The sequence below is a fragment of the Undibacterium sp. Ji42W genome (assembly GCF_049340405.1).
GTDB lineage: Bacteria > Pseudomonadota > Gammaproteobacteria > Burkholderiales > Burkholderiaceae_D > Undibacterium.
The window spans coordinates 86,194-105,907 of the sequence record NZ_JBMPOV010000011.1 but is presented as its reverse complement, the minus strand read 5'-3'; the positions used below and the strand labels follow the sequence as shown (position 1 = coordinate 105,907).

19 protein-coding genes are annotated in these 19,714 nt (G+C 55.1%); all 19 read right to left on the bottom strand.

The window, feature by feature from the left end:
- The 19 genes from ACO0LG_RS22690 to ACO0LG_RS22600 all read right to left on the bottom strand — a co-directional run bounded on the left by ACO0LG_RS22690 (window position 1) and on the right by ACO0LG_RS22600 (window position 19,625).
- Window positions 1-1,116, bottom strand: coding sequence for a hypothetical protein (locus ACO0LG_RS22690; RefSeq protein WP_423029820.1), 1,116 nt, complete (start codon window positions 1,114-1,116; stop codon window positions 1-3).
- Window positions 1,117-1,118: 2 nt separating this feature from the next.
- Window positions 1,119-1,436 carry a hypothetical protein gene (locus tag ACO0LG_RS22685; RefSeq protein WP_423029819.1) on the bottom strand — a complete coding sequence of 106 codons (318 nt, stop codon included), beginning with the start codon at window positions 1,434-1,436 and terminating at the stop codon, window positions 1,119-1,121.
- Window positions 1,437-1,501: 65 nt separating this feature from the next.
- On the bottom strand, window positions 1,502-1,672 hold the full coding sequence (locus ACO0LG_RS22680) for a hypothetical protein (protein WP_423029818.1): 171 nt from the start codon (window positions 1,670-1,672) through the stop codon (window positions 1,502-1,504).
- Window positions 1,669-2,034 (bottom strand): hypothetical protein, encoded by a 366-nt coding sequence (locus ACO0LG_RS22675; RefSeq protein ID WP_423029817.1) that lies wholly within the window; start codon window positions 2,032-2,034, stop codon window positions 1,669-1,671. The genes ACO0LG_RS22680 and ACO0LG_RS22675 overlap by 4 nt, the downstream gene beginning before the upstream one ends.
- On the bottom strand, window positions 2,031-5,819 hold the full coding sequence (locus tag ACO0LG_RS22670; RefSeq protein WP_423029816.1) for a phage tail tip fiber protein: 3,789 nt from the start codon (window positions 5,817-5,819) through the stop codon (window positions 2,031-2,033). Before ACO0LG_RS22670 ends, ACO0LG_RS22675 begins: the two co-directional genes overlap by 4 nt.
- A gap of 2 nt (window positions 5,820-5,821) precedes the next feature.
- On the bottom strand, window positions 5,822-6,259 hold the full coding sequence (locus tag ACO0LG_RS22665; protein ID WP_423029815.1) for an NlpC/P60 family protein: 438 nt from the start codon (window positions 6,257-6,259) through the stop codon (window positions 5,822-5,824).
- A complete protein-coding gene (locus ACO0LG_RS22660; RefSeq protein ID WP_423029814.1) occupies window positions 6,256-7,107 on the bottom strand; it encodes a DUF2163 domain-containing protein in 852 nt (283 codons plus the stop codon). The genes ACO0LG_RS22665 and ACO0LG_RS22660 overlap by 4 nt, the downstream gene beginning before the upstream one ends.
- Entirely contained in the window at window positions 7,104-7,700 is a 597-nt protein-coding gene (locus tag ACO0LG_RS22655) for a DUF2460 domain-containing protein (protein ID WP_423029813.1), read from the bottom strand. The genes ACO0LG_RS22660 and ACO0LG_RS22655 overlap by 4 nt, the downstream gene beginning before the upstream one ends.
- A complete protein-coding gene (locus ACO0LG_RS22650) occupies window positions 7,697-10,351 on the bottom strand; it encodes a hypothetical protein (protein WP_423029812.1) in 2,655 nt (884 codons plus the stop codon). The genes ACO0LG_RS22655 and ACO0LG_RS22650 overlap by 4 nt, the downstream gene beginning before the upstream one ends.
- 261 nt (window positions 10,352-10,612) lie before the next feature.
- Window positions 10,613-10,945, bottom strand: a complete 333-nt coding sequence (locus ACO0LG_RS22645) for a hypothetical protein (protein WP_423029811.1) — start codon at window positions 10,943-10,945, stop codon at window positions 10,613-10,615.
- Complete coding sequence (locus tag ACO0LG_RS22640) at window positions 10,942-11,691, bottom strand: hypothetical protein (protein WP_423029810.1); 750 nt, start codon at window positions 11,689-11,691, stop codon at window positions 10,942-10,944. The genes ACO0LG_RS22645 and ACO0LG_RS22640 overlap by 4 nt, the downstream gene beginning before the upstream one ends.
- 42 nt (window positions 11,692-11,733) lie before the next feature.
- Window positions 11,734-12,162, bottom strand: a complete 429-nt coding sequence (locus ACO0LG_RS22635; RefSeq protein ID WP_423029809.1) for a hypothetical protein — start codon at window positions 12,160-12,162, stop codon at window positions 11,734-11,736.
- Window positions 12,159-12,452, bottom strand: coding sequence for a hypothetical protein (locus ACO0LG_RS22630; protein WP_423029808.1), 294 nt, complete (start codon window positions 12,450-12,452; stop codon window positions 12,159-12,161). The genes ACO0LG_RS22635 and ACO0LG_RS22630 overlap by 4 nt, the downstream gene beginning before the upstream one ends.
- Window positions 12,453-12,454: 2 nt before the next feature.
- Window positions 12,455-12,757, bottom strand: a complete 303-nt coding sequence (locus tag ACO0LG_RS22625) for a hypothetical protein (RefSeq protein ID WP_423029807.1) — start codon at window positions 12,755-12,757, stop codon at window positions 12,455-12,457.
- 69 nt (window positions 12,758-12,826) lie between these two features.
- On the bottom strand, window positions 12,827-14,857 hold the full coding sequence (locus ACO0LG_RS22620) for a phage major capsid protein (protein WP_423029806.1): 2,031 nt from the start codon (window positions 14,855-14,857) through the stop codon (window positions 12,827-12,829).
- Window positions 14,858-14,919: 62 nt separating this feature from the next.
- Window positions 14,920-16,548, bottom strand: a complete 1,629-nt coding sequence (locus tag ACO0LG_RS22615) for a phage portal protein (RefSeq protein WP_423029805.1) — start codon at window positions 16,546-16,548, stop codon at window positions 14,920-14,922.
- Window positions 16,545-17,114: a hypothetical protein gene (locus tag ACO0LG_RS22610; protein ID WP_423029804.1), complete on the bottom strand. Its 570-nt coding sequence runs from the start codon at window positions 17,112-17,114 to the stop codon at window positions 16,545-16,547. Before ACO0LG_RS22610 ends, ACO0LG_RS22615 begins: the two co-directional genes overlap by 4 nt.
- Before the next feature lie 2 nt (window positions 17,115-17,116).
- Complete coding sequence (locus ACO0LG_RS22605) at window positions 17,117-19,195, bottom strand: phage terminase large subunit family protein (RefSeq protein WP_423029803.1); 2,079 nt, start codon at window positions 19,193-19,195, stop codon at window positions 17,117-17,119.
- Window positions 19,113-19,625: a MarR family transcriptional regulator gene (locus ACO0LG_RS22600; protein ID WP_423029802.1), complete on the bottom strand. Its 513-nt coding sequence runs from the start codon at window positions 19,623-19,625 to the stop codon at window positions 19,113-19,115. Before ACO0LG_RS22600 ends, ACO0LG_RS22605 begins: the two co-directional genes overlap by 83 nt.
- Window positions 19,626-19,714 lie beyond the last annotated feature (89 nt).

The following is a 19,714-nucleotide window of genomic DNA, read 5'->3' as shown; positions in this document are numbered from 1 at the left end:
TTAACTCCCGAAGACGATAGCGAGACCTACCGGGTCGACGTAATCGGCCAGGTCTGTGGTTTTAAGAACGACAGCGCCGACTTTGCCATTCACCGAGGTAATGACATTGCCGGTGACAACTGCTTGCGCTGCCTGCTGGGCCAGCAAGGCGCTTGCCGCAGCCGCACCGGCATAGCCTTGCGCCTCGGTGGCTTTAGCGACTGCGATATCCTTTTGCCCGGTGACTGCCGTCAGGGTGGTGCTGATCGATGCCGCCTTGGCCGTAGCGATCTGCTCAGAGTCGTGTGCTGCTGACTCAGACCTGGCCGCGTTGGTGGCGCTGGCCGCTGCATTCGTGGCACTTAGCGCCGCGTTACCTGTCGCCAGTTGCACAGCGCCGTCAAAGTCGGCCCAACCGCCATTGCTATAGAGCCGCAGCTTGCGGGTGGTGGTGTTGTAGTATTCCGCACCTTCCAGCAATGCCGCACCCTGGGCGTCTGTGGTCGGGTCATTGGGGTGATTGCCCAGGAAGACCTTAGAAAACGCCGTAAGAGCCGCGTTTAAGGTGCTTGCTGTTTGCGCAGCCGTTTGTGATGCAGCCAGGGCAGAGTCGCGCAGCGCCTGCAGCTCAGGCGTGATGCTGCCCGTATCGCCCTTGTCTCCCTTGTCGCCGGTTGCGCCCCGGATCGACGAGGAGGTCCACGCCGTGCCACTCCAGACATAGATGCTGTAACCGACCAGGTAAGCATCGCCACTTGCCGGATTTGCTGGCAGGTTCCCAGGCCCGGCCAAAATTCCTTTTAACTCCAGACCTTTGCCGTTCAGCGCCCCGGACACGTAAGCATCGCGAAATGCACCGAAGGTATTCAGCAGGTCAGTGGCCGACTTGGCCAGGTCGGCTATATAGCCCTGAGTCGGCACGATGGCGTAAGTCGCCAGCACTGCAGACACGCCTGCATAGGGCAGCGCCAGCGCCAACGATACCGAACTGGCCACCGCCGCAACTTCGTAAAACTTACCGTCAGGCCCTGCGAATATGCTGCCCGCCCGCACATTACTGATAAAGTCGGTTCCCGTGCCGGCGACAATGTTGCTGCCGTTTGTGAGAGCGACTAAGCCCGTTTTATACCAGCTCATGCTTATACCTCGGCATCGATCAGGACTGCATCGGCAAAGATGTTGCTGCTGTTGGTTTCACCCTCGACGGTCTGCACCAGGTGCTCATAAATCCAGGTGACCGGGTCCATGTCGCGGGGTGGCACGGCCTTGATCGTTGCAGTCGTCTGGAACAGGGGGTTTTTACTAGCGCTGTAGGTGGCCTGGTTAAAGAAGGCCAGGATGACCGCGACGGTCAGCTTGCTGCGCAGATCGACGGTATAGGTGCCGACCACATGAAATGCTGCTGGTGCGCCGGTTGTCTGGTCTGTAGCGTCGTGTTGGATGCCTGCATAAATCATGATGTTTCCTTTTCAATGGACGTAAAAAAAGCCGCTATGAGCGGCTTTGCGGGTGGTGTGGTGCTTTAGTCTGGCTTTGGGTACTTCTGCTTTACTGCTTCGCAGGCTGCGAGATACGCCTCCATTTTTGTATTGTCGCCACGGCTTTGCCAGTACAGCGCGTCACCCAACTGCTCGACAGGTGGATACGCTGCTTTACGCAGGGCCTGGTAGTCTTCTGTGTGCTGAATAATCATGTCTTCGTCACCTTGAACACAGCATCTTGATACGGAAAATCCAGCACCGTCACATCGTAGTCGCCCGGATACGTCAGGCTTAAATGCACCGTATCGGACTCGGCCACATACTTGCTCTTGTTGATGCAGACCACTGAGCCGACATGCACGTCCACCAGCTCGAAGCCCACAAGAATCACCGGCGATTCTGGCCGAGCCACCAACGCCCCGCCCTGGACAAAACACAGGTTTGTATCGTAAATACCTGCCACATACGTCGCCCCTATCGAATCATAGTGCGCCAGTGTCGCAGGCGAAAGCGCACCAGTCATCGTGATGCGCCCGGTCTGGTCATAGAAAGACACCTCGCCGTTCTCTGTCATTTTTTCACCTTCAAAATAAAACACCTCAAAATTTGCGCGTCAGTCAACTGCCCTGCCGACACCTGGAGCTGATAAGTCCCTGCAGGCAGCGTGCCGGAAATACTGACAGTAGATGCACCGCCTGACGTGTAAAAAGACACAGCCACGTCTGTGACGAACTGCCCGCGCACACCAAAACTGAAATGCCCCCTTGCTCCCTCCCCAATATAGTTAGCCATATACGACGCAACAATCACGACTTTAGAAGTGGCAGTCACTACAAAGCTGGTCCCATCTGATGCACCAGACTGAAAGTCGTCGGCCTCCGTCACCGAGTTGCCGGTGATCTTGTTCTCGCCGACCGTCAAGTCGTCAATGTGCGCCGACTTCACAGACAGGTTTGCAATCTTGGCGCTGGTGATCGTGGCATTGGCAATGAAGGTGTCACGGATAAAAGTCTGCCCGCCCTGCACTACAAATGGAACAGACAGAGAGCCGCTTGAGTCATCTATGATTGCCACCCGGTTTGCTGAAAGCAGTATCTGCGATTCAACTATGCCGGTCTCGTTGCTCACCCCTACACCAATACCAGCCAGGTAAGTACGACCGCCTGCAGTTACCTGCGTCTTGATCGTGTGCATCGCCGACAAGCTGCCGCTCATCGTTGACACCGCCGTGCTGACAGTCTGCACAGAAGACGACGCGCCATTAGCCGTGGCCTCTATCGTATCGATGCGCCGTGATACTGCCCCGACCGCATCAGACCTCGCCGACGCTTCCGACTGTATTGCAGCATTTGCAGCACCGAACGACGTCTGCAGCGTCGTGATGCTTTGAGCGATGCTTGCCTCACTGTTGACCCTTGCAGTCTGTTCGTTCTGTATCAATGCGCTGTTTGCCCCGACCGATGCTTGCAGAGTATCGATGCGCGTTGCCAGTGCCGTGGTGGCCGTTGCCTGGGTGGTTTGCGTCGTCTGGATAATCGCCAGGCTGTTATTGACCGACGCCTGCAGTGTGGTGACAGTCTGCGCCTGAGCAGCATCTGCAGACGCCCTCGCCGTGGCCTCGGTCTGGATGGCCGCACTGTTCTGCCCCACCGTGGCTTCCACCGTATCGATCTTGGTGGCCATCGCATTAGTCTTGGTCGTCAGCGTGTTTTGTGCTGACTGGACCAGGGCAAGGTTACCGGCGAACTGGCTCTGCACCGTAGTGATGTCACGCGATAGCGACTGCGTTTTATCGACCAGGGAAACTTGCAGGTCCACGATGCTGGCCTTGGCATCAGCCAGGCGCGATATAAGCTGCGTCCGGGCTGCTGAAAGCGACTTGTCGGCGCTGGCCAGCGCGATAAGCTGGGTCGCCGCCAGGGCATCACTCTTGCTGGCCAGGTCAGCTTGCTGGGCGATCATCTCCTTTAAGTCCGCGCCTGCGGGGATTTCAAACACCGTGCTCTGTATGTCGAAAACCTGCTTTTGCAGCAGATCAATCTGCTTGATCTTTTCTATCGGTGTCAGCAGCTCAATCGCTAACTGGGTCTTGCCAATCTGCCCGGTCAGGTAGTCAAGTATCTGATCTGCATCAATGCTCGACTGACCCATAACACCGTTACCGGTCGGGTAGAAATTGCCGATATTGCCCAGCTTGTCTTTGAAGCGAATCCAGAAATACAGTATCTGGCCAGCCTTGAGGCCAGTCAGCGTATGGCTAGCCTGGGGACTTGCCAGGCTCACCAGCAAGGTAGCATTAGCCCGGCTCTGGCTTGCGCTGTACCACAACTCGGTGGCCTGCAAGTAATCTGCACTACCTGGTGGCAGCGTCCAATCGACACGGATACCAAACACCAGAGGCGAAGTGCGCAGGGTCGTGGCAAGCGTCACCGGCGCACCGTTGATGGTGTGCTGGTAAGCCGTGACTTTCGACAGGTCCTGCACGCTGTTACCGAATTGATTGTAGCTGGCCAGCTTGATCCAGATGGTTTTACCTGACCATTCCCTGGGGTAGTTGTACTTAAAGACGCTTGCATCCAGAAATACAAACTTGCCACCGGAGGCATGGGCAGCAATGTCCACGCCATACGCTCCGCGCTCCAGCCCTGTCAATCGGTAGGCATTCGCGCCGGTTAATGTTTCATTGCTATAGGCGATGTATTCACCGTCCACGTAACAGGCTGTCAGCAAGTCTTGCGCTGCCTGACTGGTCCCATGCTTCAAAACCCCCTTGGATACGCTCAAATCGACGCTCAGTGCGTTTACTGCATCGTGTGCAGCTCCTACAGGCAGTGCAGCAGATAAAACGCCATGCACGGCGCTGCCTTTGACGCTGCCTATTTTCTGATAAGTGGTGTCGTCGGTCGAAGCCCAGACAACGCAGCCGCCCCAGTTCTGCCCGCCTGAAGTGGCAAGCCATATCTGCGGGGTGTTGTTGGTTAGGCGGGCCGGTGGTTCAAACATCACCGGCGCATTGGCATCACCTGGCTGCACAGCATAGTTAATGTTCGTGCTGCCTGTTCCTGGTACAGGCTTGGTGCTGCTGCGGTTCGCCCCCATCGGGTAATCTTCTGCGAGGATGCTTAACACGCCATCTTCGCTTTCGTTGACCTCGACGACCAGCACCGGGGTTTGATCCAGGTACTTAGGCGCGTAGGTCAGCAGCAGCACGTCCATCGGCTCGATGCGGGCATGCTTCCAAGACAGCCGAAATTCATAGGTATTCAAGACGTACAGCGACCGGGCCAGGATGAAGTCGGCCACCTTTTGAGCCACGGCAGCATCGGCAATCTCATGCAGCTCGACCACGTCCTTGGCCCGCAGGCCGTGCAGCTCGATGTCGGCATCGTCGCTGGCCGTTGCGATGTTGTCGTTGTAATCGTTGGCGCGGTCGGCGAACTTGACCTGCACCTTGTTGTACGCCTCATCGCTGGGCTTTTGGCTGATCTTGATAATCTCGCCGCCACCAGTCAGAAAATCATCCTCTGTCAGCTCTAGGGGCGTAAGCACCGGGTCATAGGTGGCAAGCGTGCTGGTGGCCGGGACATCTGAGTACGGGACAATCTTGAACACGCCACCAGAATAAACGGCATCAGCAAAGCCTATCGTCAGCAGGTTGCGGATATAGTCAAACGCTCCCCGCTGCTCATTGTATGCCGGGCTGACCCACAGGCTATTCGCCAAGCAGTAGGTCCTGAACTGCTCCAGATCTCCCACCGATTCTGTCGGCAAGCCTATGCCCTGATTCGTATCTGTCAATATGGCCGTGATGACATCCACAATGTCAGCATCATGTACCTCGCTGCCTTGAAACTTTGAACTGATACTGCCGGGGGCTTGCACTTCAAACGTATGATTGCCCAGGGTGGCCGATGTACCGAGGTCATAAGCACCAGAGGCAACATAAGCCAGGCCGCGATAAGGCAGTGCCTTTTCTGGGTGCTTAGTCACGAAATACGGGTATGCCGCCTGGGTGGCTGACCCGTTGTAAAAATCAAGCTTCAGGTCGGCCAGTGTGGATTGCTTCTTGTCTTTCCAGGTGCGCCCAATACTAGTGATTTCACCAGACCCCAGCGCCAGCAGCAGCGCCACCGAATAGGAATAGTCGGTCGTATCGTTACCGCCGCCACCCTTGCCACCACTTTGACTGTGGGTGTGAGGTATGGCGGTAAAGTCGTCGTAATGAATCAGGTTAGGCGCAATCCGTTGCTGACCAAACACCCAGGGAACTGGACGACCATAGCAGGATGTCTGTATCTGCATTGAAGAGATAACAGGGGTCGAGCTTTGCACCTGGCCACCGCCGAACAGACCAGACATAACTATCCTTTCAAAGTATAAAAGCCGCGCAGCCGGGACATTAGAGCATCGCTCTTGCTAACGTCCGTCTGCACGACAAAGCGATTTTCTTGATACGCATGGATGACCAGGGGCCATTCAATGACCAGAGCGCCGTGGCTGACACAGCGCCCAAACTGGAACAGCACCACATCACCGGGTAAAGGCGTATCTGTCGGCTCTGAGAACTGCTCGACGCCTCCCAGGTACACTTCATCGTTCCTGTGCAAATGCCAGTCCATAGTGTATGGCCGTGGGTCCAGCTCAGGAGGCAGCAGGTCGCATGCCTTGTACACTTCCACGATCAGCATGATGCAGTCCACGCCCGCGCCCTTGACGCTGGCCTGGTGGTGATACGGGGTGTTTGACCAGGTCAATGCCTCGGCCACTATCGCCGCCCGTTGCTCATTGGTCAGACTCATATTGCAGACTCCGGTGGTGGCACGTATGGTGTGCCCTGAAAATTGTCAACGTTGGCGAACTTGGCGCAGCCGTTCTCGCCCCTGGTGCGGTCGCAACCGGCGCGGATCGTGAAGGTGTCGCCCTCCTGCAGGTCAAACGTCAACGGGTAGGACAGCTCGATCTTGTTTGCTACAAAGCCCTTGACCGAGCGCCGAACACCGCTGTTATCGCCGCTGGTGAAGATGATTTCACCGAAAGCAAAGTAGTTGTCGGGCTGGCCCAGGCTGGTGGTGAAGCTGTGCCGGTTAGGCACTGTGGTGGCTGTGCCTTCAAAACTGTATGCCGCCTTATCGACCTTGCAGCCAGAGTCGTACAGAGTGCGCATGCAGCCAGGTTGGAATATCTGCCGGGGGATGCTGGTGTTTAGCCGCTTTGCATCTGAGGCGACGGTCAGCATCACTTCCTGGTCGGTGTCATAGCTCTCTGTCACATCCCCTTCAAAAATCACCAGGCTTTCTGCTGGCTTGCCCCAGGCAGACATAAACGCCTTATCGATGCGGACATGGCAGTTTTTGAGCGCACCAGACCGGGTGGCCAGGAACCATGGCACGCCGACGATAAGGTCGGTCAGCTTGACCAGGACAGTAAGCTGCAGGTCACTTACCTGCATGCCGCGCACCAGACGGTACTTGGCCCCGCTGATGGCCGGGCCTGAGCTGCTGAAGACATGCTCACCCACCGGGATATCGACATCGGCATCTGTCCAGCGATATTCCACGCCGGTGATCAGCGTGAAGGTGAACAGGTTGCAGGTAACAAAACGCTGGCTGTTGAGCAACGCGATAAGCTGTTCGCTGGCTGCTCTCATATACGCCTCCCAAGACTGCCGAGGAGCTGGACCTTCTTGGCCGACCATAAGTCCTTCATGAACTGCTCATACTCCTGGTTGTCCTGCTCAAAGCGGACCCGGTAGAAGTAGGAGCCAGACCAGGTAACATCCCCGGTCGGGGCTGCTGCGAACGTCACCAGGCCACTCTCTGACACTGTGTAGCCGCCCGCCTTCAGGACCCCGGCCACCTTGATGTTAGTCACGACATCGATGTTTTGCACTGGCTCACTAAATGCAGAGCCGAAGCTTCGCGCCAGTTGGAAGGACTTGGTCTTGCTGTCACCTACCCCGATTAGCTGGTCAGTGACACTGCTGTCGTCTGGGAACTTGTACAGGAAGTTATCAAACGCCCCGCGCATTTGCAGGAACAAGCCGACGATCTGCCTTAATTCGTTTCTCGCACCATGACGCAAAAATTCATAGTTCAATGTCAGCTTGTAAATCGGGTTAGCCATCAGGCTGGCCCGGTATTCTTTGCCGCTGACAGCCGTTTGTATCTTGGTATTGAACGAGGGTTGCCAGCCTACCTGCCAGGTAATGCCTGGTAAATCGGGAAATTTTAAGTCGCTCATGATCTCTTTGTGTGGTCCTTCAAAACGTCCGCAATCGTTTTTGCATTGCGCCTGATTTCATCCTGACTCAAGCGACCAGAATTATCGTGATAGTTGATTGTGTGGCCTGTGTTGGTGTTACCGCCTGCGCCCTGGTCGGACATCGAGCGGATCAGGTCGGCGTACTTGGCAGGCAAAATCATCTCGCGGGCATGGGTCTGGACTACTGGATTTAAACCACCGGGGATGTCATAACCGCCTGCTGCCGATGCAGCGATAGGTACAAAGGACATTGCACCAGCCATCGCTGCCGCCGCCGCTGCAGGAGCCATCGCAGGGCCTATGATTGGGATAGCAGCTATCGATGCGAACGCTGCAGAGCCTGTCACTGCAGCATTGGCGGTAACTGCACTAACTGCTCCCGCCTTGCCAAGTATCCGCTTCATAGCAAAGTCCATAGCTATTTCAGCTGCTTGTTTCGCTAGCATATCAATAATGGCATTCGTGACTGCCTGGAACATGCCAGTTAGCATCCCTTTTAATGTCAAGGTTCCGTGCAAGGTTTGCGAAATGACGCTGGCTATACCAGATTTAATGCTGGTGTACATACCGTCAATATTCTTTCTTTCCTCCTTTGCAGCTTTATCTTTGATCATGGACAGCCGCTGTTGATGTTGCTGTTCAAGCGACTCCATTTGCAAGTGCATTTGTGCTAGTGCCACCGGGTCTTCATCCGGCCCGTGCATTAATTTCTCCTGCTCTTGCAGAGCCTGCAGCTTGATCTGATAACGCCTGTTTTCATACCCTTCCTGCAATTGCAGCAACTCTTCAGCAGTTAATCTGTGCGTAGCCAATTCAAATTCTGCCGCCTGCTCTTCAGCATCAATGCCAGCCAGCGCAGCATTACGACTGGATTCTCCGATTACCTTATTGGTAGAAAGCTGCTGCTCGGCCATCGCCCTGTGTTCTTTGTTGATGTCGGCATAGGCTGCGCGGGCTTCTTTGCTTTCCGCACCATACCGCGCCACGTTAGCCTTATACATACGTTCGGCAATCGCCAGCCGTTCGACGTGGTTGTGTTTGAAGTTTTCAAGGTTGGATTTTTCCCCTGCCATCTCTGCTTCAAAAGCTTCCTTGCGGATCAGGGCCTTCTCTGCATAGTATTTTTTCTCGACCTGGGCACGCTCCTCTTTCGACATCTTGACCGTGTCGAGAACGCGCTTCCAATAAGCCAGCTCCATTGCATGGCTGAACTCATGGGCAGTACCCGCAAGCTCTTGTTCTTTGGCGTAGCCGTCCTTGTCCGCGCCCAGCTTGGCTTCCCATTCATGCATCCGGCTTTTTGCTTTGGCGTCCTTGTCCGGGCCGCTGAAGTCATAGGTCGGGCCACCTGTGATTTTCTTGTCTTTGATTTCAGGCTGTGCCTTTGGGCCGCGCATAACGATGTCGTCAATCTTGTCTTTGCCTGCACTGGCAATCTCGACCATTTTCTTCGCGTGCCTGGCTGCGATGTCTTCAATGTCTTGTGTGCCACGTTGCCATGCAGCCTTTGCCCCGGAAAAATCGCCATGTAATGCCTTGTCCACGGTGTCGGCCATACGCATGGCATGCACTACCAGTATTTCGATGTAGCCCTTGATGATTTCTATCACCAGGTTAATTGCAGTCTTGAAAGCGACGAAAGCTATCTCGATCACCTTCAGGGCATTGCCGAAAATTTCCATTGCACCTGGTGCGCTCCCGCCCATCACCTCGCTGACGATGTTACCTATCTCAGCAAAGCCGCTCTTGCACATGCCCCACAAGTCCATGACGACATCGCCGACCGTCTCCATAATGTTGCCCAGGGATTCCATCACCAGCCCCATCGCCTTGCCGACTGCTGGCCCCACGTTGCTGAGCCAGCCGCCTATCTTGACGAATGCTGGCAGCAGAGCGTTACCCATCTGCACTTCCAGCGAGGTCATGATCAGCTTCATGTCGTTAATCGACTCTTTATACTTCTTGGTCTGGGCGACCGCTTCCTCACCGACCAGCAGGCCCATGTCTTTGGTTTTTTGCTCTGCCTTTGCGATCTCTTCAGTCGTCAGCTTGAGCGTGGCTTTAACGTCGTTCCAGGACTTACCGTAAGCCTGAGTACCGGCGATGTTCTGTTCAATCGGGTTTTTGATGTCTTTCAGCTTGGCATTGACCTCGCCCATGATGTCCAGCGTGGGGCGGTATTCGCCATTTGCATCCTTGACCTTGACACCCAAAGTCTCAAAGGCGTGGCCGTTGGTGGCGATCTGCTTGGCCATCTTGCCCGCAGCCATTGACACCATTTCAGAGTCAAGGCCCATGTGGCGCATGGCGACCATTGCCACGCTGGCCCGCTCGGTCGTGATGCCCAGTTGCATCGATAGCTTCTTGGCTTCGCCAGTCCATTCATTGGATGCGCCAATGATTTCCTTAAATGCCTTGCCGCCTGCAATGACAGCAGTGAGTGTGCCAAACAAGCTGGTGACGCTCTTGAATGCATTACCCACTTGCTGCATCGAGCCTTCAATCGCTTTAAAACTCGACTCGATATCCTTTGCTGTTTTTTGTGCAGACGTCTGCACTTTTTCCATGCCCGCTACAAACGGCCCCGGATTTGCGCTTACTTCATATTCGGTTGACTTATCGCCAGACATGGAAACTCCAAAAAAAAGCCTGTCAGACCAAGCCGACAGGCACAGGGAACATAGAAAGTAAATCGTCTTTGCTGTCTTGCTTAGACTCTGCTATCTCGTCAGGGGGTGGCTCATAGCCGAGATAAGCGCAAACCAGCAGATGTAAAGGCGGGTGCAGCCGCCAGTACTTGTTTTGAGCCTGGATCGACGGGATGTCCCAATCGCTCCAGGCTTGCTGCGGAGTGCAGCCGGTGCTTGCAACAATGTGCGCTATGGCGTCATCTAGCCCAGTTGCGCTGCCTGTTCCTGCACCCTCCGCACCATGTTTCCCGCCTGGACTACAAGGCCGGAAACATTGAGCAGGTTTTCCCATACTTCAAACAGATTGCCGAAGTCGATAAATTCATCGACCTGCTCGGCAGTGATGTCGGGATAATTACGCTGCAGGCTTGCATGAGCAAGCGCAGACACCAGCTCAATGTCTGGCATAGCACCGACAAACACCGCTTTGATCTGCTCGCGGTATTGCTTGGCTGTCGCCGCATTGAGTGGCGCGAGAACCAACAACTTGCCGCCCAGCTCGATTTCCTTACCTGGTACTTTAACGGCGCTCATTCTGATGCACTCCATTTCCAGACATTACCGGCATCGTCTGCGATGGCGGACATATCGAGTTCAGGGATCAGGAAGTCTTCCTGCTTGGTGGACAGCGCCAGCTTGCTCGATGTCACTTTCGGGAAGGTCAGTGTCAGTACCTTGCCATTACGACGCATCGCCAAGTCAATGCGGAAAGTCGGCGATTGCCCCATTGCCATATTGCGCAAAGTGAGTATCTTGCCGCCCGTGGCTGACGTGGTCTGATAATCAATGAAGATCGTCTTGCCCACGTCTGCAGCCGCAAACGTGTAACTACCAGCGCCGTCTGTCGTATATTCGCCCGCAACAGGTGCAGCAGCTACACGTATCATCGGTGTGCCGTTTGCGTCCAGGCGAACGCCCATATTTGCAAAGAAGGTGGCGCCACCTGCAGGAGCAACTGAAACAGTCGCAGCGCATACCACGCCCACTTCGTCGATGACAGTATCAATCAGACCAGCGATTGCCGACTGTCCAAAGAACGAAGTCGAAAAAGGCAGGATGTTGATATTGGCAAACTTGACTTTGATGCCGATCTTGCCCTTGCCGCGACCCTGGTCAACAGGGAAGCTGTTTCGGCCATAGAGCAGTTTGTCATCGAATGAGGCATCGACGCCTATGTCCTGGGCGATACCGAACTGGAAGGGCGAAGGCACAGCATAAGCATTGCCAGCCGCATCCTGTATGGGTGTCGATAAGAGAGTACCACTACCAAAATGGCGCATGGTTATGTCCTTTAAATAAGAGTAATAAAACGGGGTGACAGCTCAAACAGCAACGGTCAGATCGTTGGCAGCAGAGAGGTAGCGCAGCTCATACTTGGTTGAGACAAAGCCTGCTGTGTCGTCGGCCTCCTGCCCGTCCCAGGTCTTTTCCTTCTTGCGTATCTGGGTCACCAGGGAACGCAGGCCAGGGTCGCGCAGCAGGACGGCATGAGCAGACGTTACTATCGGGTCGGCTACCTGGTCGAAGGGATCGCCACGCACATACACTTCGACCAACATGGTTAGGACGTTGTCATCGACACCGGCGCTAAAGACATTGCTGTCTTCATTGGCAGGCCGCACGACAATGGCCGGGGCCTCGTCACGCGCCAGGGCCAGCGACCGGGAACGATAAACCCGGTCGCTGGCTGGTGTCCTGATGGTCAAGGCTGCGACCGCTGCAGTCAGGATTTGCTCTGCAATGCTACTCATATTGGCACCAAGGTGATAGGGATGGATGAAAATGCGCCATCGTCAAGCCTGGCAGGATTGCGGGCCGAATAGGCCACGCCATCCACCAGGATGACAACACCGTGCTTGATGCCTGCCTTGATGACGTCGCTGGTCTTGACCAGCAGCGACACCATATTGACCTGTGCGTTTATACCGCTGCTGGCAATATTGTCGTCACCCGAATCTTTGATCCCCAGAAAGTTGATTGCCTTGCAGGTGCAAGGCAGTCCGTGGTCTTCCAGGTAGATATCGAGGTCTTCAACTATCATCGTCAGGTCGCTGGCTGTTCTGCGTCAGTACCAGGCGATGCATCGTTGTTTGCCGCGCCAGTATCACCAGATGCGCCTGTATCATCGCCACCTTCTTGAGCGCCACCAGTGTTACCAGTTGCACCGTCACTGCCACCACCATCTGGTGCTTTCTTGGGTGCTTTGGCTTTTTTAACGACTTCTTCCAGCTTGTGGGCATGCAGTGCAGCGATATCGTCGGGCAGATCAATTGTGTCGCCACCAGTCAGAACTTCATTGTTTGGCAGAACAAAAGAGAAGCCGTCACGTATTACAAATTTTTTCATGGGAAACCCCTATAGTAAAAATGAAAAAGACCCTGGCTACAGGGTCTTGTGGTTTGCGTCCTGCCTTTGTTATTGCGTGATGGCGTCGGACATGATCGCAAAGGATTGTGCGTGGCGCACGCCGATATCGACGGTTTGCAATACGCGCAATTCCACACCGCCTTGCTCGTAGATGCCTGGTGCAAATGGATTCGGCAAGATTTCTATCACGCCCCATTCACCCATGATCACCTGAGACCAGTCACCAAAATAAACTTCGGAAAGGTTTGTGCCGGTTCCTTTGGTCAGGTTGCTGCGGGCCTGGTTGCTGCGGGCTACGCTGTAACCGTTGATTTCACCTGGTGTCAGGCTTCGCTGGCCCATTGGTGAATTTGTCCACAGATACTGGCCAGTGGTGGATTTGAGTTTCTTCAGCGTGCCGACGATTTTGGCATTGGTCAGATATGCCATGCTGTCCACGTCCGCATTGTTAGATGCGACGATGGTTTCCATATCGATCAAATTGTCGATAGTGATAGCGCCACCGTTCACACCACCCAGCACCGCGCCGATACCGGCCTGGTTTGCAATGCCCAAGGGCTGGCCTGCAGTACCTGTTCCACACAGACCAGCACTGTCGATACCCAAGGCAATGGTGGCCAGCAGGTCTGCACGCGCCAGCATTTCGACGTCTGGTGTTGATTGCTGCAGCATGTTACGGGTAATGACAGAAATTGCGCCGATGTGTTTTGGCGACAGACTGATCTTGTCGAACTGCGCACCAGCCTGGCCGAGGGTTCCACCTTCACCGATCCAGTACACCTGGCCTGCTGCCTTTTGACGTGGGATATCAATGTTACCTGTCAGGCCGGACAGTATCTGTGCACCCAGCCCCAGCAAGCGGGCCTTGTTGCGCAGCAGCTCGATGAAGCTGCCAGTCAGCAGGTTTGTTGCCACCAGGTTTGCACCACCCGATGTGGCAGACAGGCCAGCGCCAGTACCGAAGCTATAGTCGGCAGCGCGTGAAGCAAACGTCAAATTGGTCGGCACAAAGATGCCTGCCGTTTCTTTTCCAGTGCGCTTGGCAATGTCGAGTGACACTTCACGCTCCAGGCCAGCAGACTTCCATGCATCGGCCTTCCCCTCGCGTTGCCCTATCGATGCATTAATGGCGCGCAACATGCTGTAGCGAGCTTTCTCAGGTTCGCTCAAATCTGGATTGTTTGTGTTGCCCAGGGAGGCGACACCCTTGCCACGCGCCAGCACTTCATTCAACACGATGCCGCGTGCGGACTCAATCGGCTGCTTGAGGGTCACCAGCAGATTGCGGGTTTCATCAGCGATTTTGTGCGTCTTGCACATGGCTTCAATTTCGGCCACACGGGCCTGCTCGACTTGCGCCGGATCGACTGTAGGCACAACTGCTGCTGGTGCTGCGGAACCACCACCGGTTGCTGTATCGGTCGCGGCATTACGCAGGATGTGTTTGTTTCTGAACATAGGATCGTTTCCTTCTTCGTTATCGGCGACTGCCGGGGTTGTGTTGCTGGCTTGCGGACGGCGTACTTGCACGTCCTGTTCGTCGCTGGCCACCGACCTGCTGACACCGATAGAGGTGTCGGCAGGGATGGTGCACAACGTTATTTCATAGACGTCCCAATCCGTGGCGGTATAGACGTCGGTGTCGTCATTCACCTCGTACACATGAATGCGGTACATGAATGAGACGTTTTGCAGGATGCGATCCTGCACTTGCTTCATTGCCCAGTCGCCGCGCTCGTCTGAGCCGAATCGCACAGTGCAATAACCACGCTTATCTGCACCTATCCAGGCTTTTTCCACTACGCCTAGCAGGTCGTTCATGTCGTGGTTAAACAGAAGTGGTCCGCCAGAGTTGATACGCTTCAGCCTTGCTGCGCCAGCCTGGTGGCTTAGCACTTCAGTGCCGTACCAGGTTTCTATCTCTGCTTCGCTGGAAAAGCTAAACGTGATGGTCCGGGTCTGTTCATCTACTACCCCGGTGCGGACTTCCGCACCCTCGACCGAGGCAGTCATGCGGGCAAAGCGCTGGAGTGGCTTTAGCTGCACCGTGCCTGTATCGAGCTTTCTTTTATTGCTCATAGTGATTTCCCAATAAAAAAACCCACACGGTTTATCGTGTGGGTTGCATGTGTTGACATTGGCTAGTCGGGATTGTCAGGCGGGTCTGCAGCCGCGCCCTGGTCGCCCTCCTCTCCGCCCGCGTCTGTTTCTTCCTGGGCTGGCTCTGGCTGCGATGTACCCTTCATATCCACTTGCGCCGGGTCAGTATCAAACACCAGGTCATTTTCTTTCATCATGTCCAGCTCTCGGCGACGTTCTTTGAAAACGTCTTCTGCGTCTGAATGCTCCGAGGTCAGGGCAATCACATCGCTGACAGTCATAAAGCCCGCACGTACAGCCGTTTTGTACGCCGTCACTTCTTTGGCTGGATCAATCCAGGACCAGCCACGAGGCTTGAAGCGAACGGGCCGGTACTTCTTCGGCTTGCTGTAGTAGTCCGGGAAATTCAGTTCACCAGCTAACACTGCAGCATCGACAAGGTCACGATGTACTTCTTGCCGGAAGTTGCGGATAAACCAGCCCTGCAGGACTCGCCATAGGTCGCGGTCATCGAGCAGCGCCAGACGTGAGTTGCTGTAGTTGCCCCGCGAATAATCCCGGCTTACGCTTTCATACGACACGCCGACGCCTGTGGCAAACGCCCGGAGCATGTAACGCATGAACGGGTCCATTGCGCCGTTTGGTCGGCTAGGGTTAAAGCCGTTGAACTTCTCACCAGGCCGCAACTGCTGGAACGTGCCTGGTGTCATGTTCAACTCTGGCTCGACTGCCCCTTCCCCTTCCAGCAGCTCATCGTTATCTGGGATCAACGGGTCTGGCGTTTCGATAATGCCGACTATAGACGCCGAGGCGCGGGCTGCAATAATCTCGGCCTCTTCATACCCTTGCATGTTGCGCAAGCGCTTCAGGGTTGCATGGAACCACGGCACGCCTCTTGTCTGCCCTATGCGTTCCGGGATGAACAAGTGAATGATGTCTTCCGCAGGAACGCGTATTAAAGCGCTCTCGACAAATGAAGTAAATTGATAGTCTCCTGGGTGAGTTGGATACATCCAAAAAGCTACAGGTCGCCCCCAGGCATTCTGCTCCACCCCCATGCGTATGATGTTGCCGTTGTTCGCCCTGGCCACGCTCCATTGATCGACCAGCCTGTCAGCCTCGATCAGTTCCAGTGCGTAAGGGATACGCCCATTGCCAAATGGTAGCCGCACCTTGCGGACAAGAGCCTCACCGTTCTCGGCAATGGACCCAATGAGCAAGCGCTCCATATCTGAAAAGCAAAGCTTGCCAGCAGGGTCGCAGGTGTCTTTATCGCACCACTCTGCAAAGACCTCTTCGATCTGGTCATTGACCTTTGTCATCAGCGTGCCGCTGGCTGTCTTCACCTGGGCCTGCATACCGATGCCGCTGCCGATGACATTATTTTTTATAATGCGGATCGCTGCCTTGGCATATTCATTGTCACGCATCAGCTCACGGGACCGGGCGCGAAGTACCCGCAGGCTGGTGATAATCTCACTGTCTGCGGAGGTGTTTAAGGCGCTGTACTCACCTGACAGCCGGTTCATTGCAGCACCTGCATACATGCGCTTAGCGACGTTAGCTTTGTTTAACAGGTTCTTTTGCGCCTGCCTTTCAGCATTCCAGGCCCGCAAGACGACAGAACCTTCCTGCTTCACTCGCTCGACGTTGTACCATTGTTTGTTCATCTGAACCTCACAAGAAGGGTGCGGGGATTGCCGCGACCGTTGCGGATCGACTCCCTCGCTTGTTCGTTGCTGACCTTACGTTGCCAGAAAGCATGCAGGTCCATCAGCTCTTGCAAACTATGAAACTCAGTTGTCCGGGTGGCGATGGTATAGCTTTTGATCTTGCCACCAGACTTGGTGAAGGTGGCCAGGGCTGCTTCGCAATCGTCGAGGGCTTTGCGTGCCAGGCTGCGTCCATCGATAGGGGTTGCCAGTGTCACCAGGTTGGGCAAGACAGTGACGGTTCCGCAGGCAATGTTCAAGCGACCACCACCGTCTGCTTTGTTCAGATACGCACCCCAGACATAGGTCCCGGCCAGCAGGGTGACAGATGCCGTGTGGTCTATGGTGGTCTTCCACCCATCGCCATCTGCAACTGTCACCGCTGTTAATTGCGTCTGGCCGCGCAGCTCGTAGCTCAACAACCAGTCGGCACTACCGCACCGGATGCTGTGCTTGGCATCAAGCCAGGGGTGATCAAACCATGTGACCTGGTCACCGGCTGTAATTTTTTTCGGTATGTTCATGGTTAGAAATTGGTTGCTGAGTAGCCACTCATGCGCCTGCGCGGTCGCGCTTTAGGCATGGGTTTCTTCTCGGTTTCGGGTGGTGGTGCTGGCAGCTCTATCTGCTTCGGTGTCGCTGCCGGAGTTTTGGCCTCTTCATCTTCTGCCGTTTCCTGTAGTGCAGACGTCTGCACTTTTTCTGGCTGGTCAACAGCAAAGATTTCTTTCTGCCTTAGCTGCTTGTCCAGGGCGTCCCAGTGCGATGGTTTGAGCAAGTGAAGCTTGAGCGACATGGCCGCATGCAGGGCATAGACCTCACCGTCCAGCGCCTCATTGCGAACGCCGGATTTTAGCTGCCATACCTTGTGATTCTTGACGCTCTTGTGTGGTGCTTTGATCTCACTGGTCAGCTGCTCCCAGTAGTCAGGCCGCACTGTCTTGTACCAATGCATGCGCCCTGGGCCAATGCCGGTAAGTTTCAAGCGCCCGTCGATCATCAAGTCCTTGGCCCGTTGCGTGCCGACGATGTACGGACGGACACCAGAGGGATGGGGCTTGTGCCTCTTGTTGCTATCGACCGATTCCTTGGGCTTGGAAAAAATTTCCTTTGAATCCTTGCCCTGCTCTGAAGCGCCCTTGATCGCCATATAGGTGCGACCATGGCGGCCTTGCCGTTTACGTACATAGGCATAGACTGCGTCTGTAGTCTTACCGTCTGACGAGTCCACCGACACGGCACGAATGCTCATCAGGTTGCCGTTTGCATGGCGAAATTCTGAGTCAAGCAGCTCGTCCAGATCAAGCCATGCCCCAGCATTCTCGATAAGGGTCTGGCCGTGAATCTCACCCCAATACACCAGCCAGTTTTCCATCCCCCTACCCCATGCCCTGATGATGATAGCCAGCCGATTATGCTGTACGTCAACGCCTGCAGTGAGAACGAAACCGCCCCAGGGGATGGTCTTCTCTTCATAGTCTTCTGCCCTTTGGGAGAGGTGTTCTGATGTTGGCAGGTCGCTTTTATACTCATAGGGCAGGCCCTCGGAGCTGTTGCGAAACGCTCGCATCTTTGTATCGTCGCCCTGGTTCAGCAGGTGCTGTGCTGTCAGGAATTTCTCTAACAGCTTTTGCAGCGTACTGCCTGGGAAAGGTGAATACAGCTCATTGATATAAAAGCCTGCCACGCCATAGAAGGGAGCCGTGGCAATCCAGACGGCCTTCTTGACGTTGCGGTTTTTTTCGGCATCGTGCCACAGGACACCGCAATGCGGGCAGACATACTTTGCAGACTCTGGCCGGACGTGACCAAATACTTCATGGCTAAAGTCTGGGTCCTCTGAGTAGCGGACGTTTTCCCACATGAGCACATGCGACTCACCACACTCATGGCAAGGAACCATAAACACCCGCTTATCGCTTGCCTGGTATGCGGCATCGATACGGGATATGCCCTTGACCGTGGGCGTACCGCCAAAGATTACCTTGCTCCTGGAGAAGGTTTTCACGCGCTCTTCCAGCAGGGTAATCGTATCGCCCTGGTCCCTGACGTTGTCGTTACAGTCGTCAGGTTCCTCAACTGCTACCACCGGCGATGGCGTGGACTTGACCGAGCTGGGGCTGTTCGATCCCACCAGCTTGAGAAAGCCACCAGGAAATGATTTAAAGTCCCAGCGATTGTCGCGGTCCTTGCGTTTGTGTATCTGCATCTTGGCAGCAACGCGAGGCGTGACCTCGGCCATCGGGATTAACTTCTCGTCGTTGAACTCTTTGGCTGCTTGCTGCTTGGCAAACATGATGATCATCGGGGATGGATCGACATCGATCTTCCTGCCGATATAGTTCAGCAGCACCCCATCCGTCCAGGCCACCTGCGCCGACTTCATCGCTACCATTTTGCGGACAGTCGGATCGTCGATTGCCTCATGCATACCAGCAATCCAGGGCGTGAGGTCTGGGTTATAAAGCCCTGGTAACGCAGACGCTTTGGCCGACAGCCTGCGATGCTTACGGGACCAGGAGTTAGTGGTGATCTGTTCCGGTGGTGTCATCGCCTTCGCCAGGCGCGACAACATCTGGCGCACTGCCAGGGTCGTATCGAGCAAGGTGATTGAAGGCCGCATAGGTATAGTCGTTCAGAAACTGGATGTCCACATCGATTCCATGCAATGCATCCAGTGCAGCCTTGAGCTTATCGTCGCGGCTGAGTAGTTCAGATTTGAAGGCCCCGATCATCTGCATGAGTTCGGGTTCGAGTTGGGCCACGTTGACGAGTTGCCCTTTCTTTTCTGCCAGGGTGAATTGCTTCAGCTCCCGGTCAATGCGCTCGGTCAAGACGCGCTCACGCACCAGGTCGTCACCATCCTCGGTGCGATGGCCTGCAGCATTACCGCGCAGCTTCCTGATGTACTGCACACGGATGTAATCCAGATTGCATTCGCGCCAATCGATTTCGGCCTGCTTTAAAAACTTGCTGACCTCTGCCTGGGATAAGTCCAGGTGTTCGGCGATCTGTTGTTGTGTGAGGTTGGTCATTTATAGCCCCCTAGCAATCCAGCTAACTAGAGAAAATCCGGGGTCTTCGCACCCGCAGTGAATCGATGAAAAAAAGGACCCGGAAAAAG